The following is a 2,337-nucleotide window of genomic DNA, read 5'->3' on the forward strand; positions in this document are numbered from 1 at the left end:
ATCACCAAGCTGACGACCAACACCGTCACCGCCTCCTTCCCCGGCCCCGGCGGAACACCCATCACCACACCACCCTCCGAAGCCAGTGCCGACGTTCCGTCCCTGGTCATCAACAAGGAGGTCTGCACCTCCGCAAACGCCGCTGACTGCGGTGAGGGCGGCGCGGGACCGTGGGCCAAGACCACCACCGTCGCCCCGAACGGCACCGCCTACTGGCGGATCACGGTCACCAACAACGGCACGGTGAACCTGACCGGCATCACCCTCACCGACACGGTCACGCCGTCGTGTGTCACAGCTGCTGGCACCTTCGACCTGGCGGCGGGCGCGTCCCATCAGGTGTTCTGCAACCTGACGAGCGTCTCCCAGTCGACGACGAACACGGTGACGGCGTCCTTCCCCGGCCCTGGTGGCACCCCGATCACCACACCGCCCTCCGAGGCGAGCGTCGACGTTCCGTCCCTGGTCATCAACAAGGAGGTCTGCACCAGCACCAACCCGGCCGACTGCGGCCAAGGCGGCTCCGGCCCCTGGGCGAAAACCACCACCGTCGCCCCGAACAGCACCGCCTACTGGCGCATCACGGTGACCAACAACGGCCCCGTCAACATCACCGGCATCACCCTCGCCGACGCCGTCACACCGGCCTGCGTCACAGCTGCCGGATCGTTCGATCTGGCGGCAGGTGCCTCCAAGCAGGTGTTCTGCAACCTGCCGGGCGTCACTCAGTTGACGACGAACACGGTGACGGCGTCCTTCCCCGGCCCTGGTGGCACCCCGATCACCACGCCCCCGTCCGAGGCCAGTGCCGACGTCCCGTCCTTGGCCATCAACAAGGAGGTCTGCACCTCCGCAAACGCCGCCGACTGCGGTGACGGCGGCGCAGGCCCCTGGGCCAAGACCACCACCGTCGCGCCGAACGGCACCGCCTACTGGCGGATCACCGTCACCAACAACGGCACGGTGAACCTGACCGGCATCACCCTCACCGACTCCGTGACGCCGGCTTGTGTCACGGCTGCGGGGACATTCGATCTGGCGGCAGGTGCCTCCAAGCAGGTGTTCTGCAACCTGCCGGGCGTCACCAAGTTGACGACGAACACGGTGACGGCGTCCTTCCCTGGCCCCGGCGGCACCCCGATCACCACGCCCCCGTCCGAGGCCAGTGCCGACGTCCCGTCCCTGGCCATCAACAAGGAGGTCTGCACCTCCGCAAACGCCGCCGACTGCGGTGACGGCGGCCCCGGCCCCTGGGCCAAGACCACCACCATCGCGCCGAACAGCACCGCCTACTGGCGGATCACCGTCACCAACAACGGCACGGTCAACCTGACCGGCATCACCCTCACCGACTCCGTCACACCCTCGTGCGTGACGGCTGCGGGGACATTCGACCTCGCGGCAGGTGCCTCCAAGCAGGTGTTCTGCAACCTGCCGGGCGTCACCAAGTTGACAACCAACACCGTCACCGCCTCCTTCCCCGGCCCCGGCGGCACCCCGATCACCACACCCCCGTCCGAGGCGCGCGTGGACGTGAGCGGCACCAACGTTCCGTCGCTGAGCGTCGACAAGGAGGTCTGCCAGTCGGACAAGTCCGGCGAGTGCGGTGAGGGCGGCGCCGGGCCGTGGGGCAAGGAGGTGACGCTGCACAAGGGTGGGGCGTCCGAGGAGCCGTGTGCGCCGGACAAGTGCCAGGCGTTCTGGCAGATCACGGTGACCAACACCGGCACGGTGGACCTGACCGGGATCACGCTGAACGACCGCCAGGAGGTGTCCTGCACGGTGGCGGCCGGGACGTTCGATCTGGCCGCGGGGCAGACGAAGAAGTTCTACTGCTCCAGCCTGATCAGTGAGGACACCGTCAACACGGTCACGGCCTCCTACGTGCCGCCGAACTCGCCGCCCGGGACCGAGCCGGTGACCACTCCGCCGTCCTCCGCGCTCGCCCGGTGCACGCCGCCGTGCGAGAAGGAGGAGTGCCACGAGCACAAGCCCGGCCATGAGAACGGCAATGGGAACGGCAGTGGCCACGGCAACGGGAACGGGAATGGGAACGGCAACGGCCAGGGGCCGGAGCACGGCAGCACCGGTCCCGGCGAGCACCCGCAGGGCGGGCACCAGCAGCACCACGAGGGTGGGCCGCTGCCGGACACCGGCTCGTCGGTCCGGCCCTACGCCGCGACCGGTGCGGCGCTGGCCGGTCTCGGTTCGGTGCTGGCCCTCCTGGTCCGGGCGCGCAGGCGCCGGGTGGGCGGGGTGAGCGAGTGAGCCCGACAAGGCCCGACCGGTCCTGACGGGCCGAGGGCGGTGGCCCGGGAGGAAGTCCTCCCGGGCCAC

At 69.6% G+C, this 2,337-nt stretch carries 1 pseudogene; it reads left to right on the forward strand.

Annotated elements, in window-relative coordinates:
- A pseudogene (locus ACFRQN_RS40565) lies at positions 1-2,268 on the forward strand (hypothetical protein); the annotation flags it as partial.
- Positions 2,269-2,337 lie beyond the last annotated feature (69 nt).

Origin of the sequence: Kitasatospora sp. NPDC056800 (assembly GCF_042789775.1) — a bacterium.
Taxonomy (GTDB): domain Bacteria; phylum Actinomycetota; class Actinomycetes; order Streptomycetales; family Streptomycetaceae; genus Kitasatospora.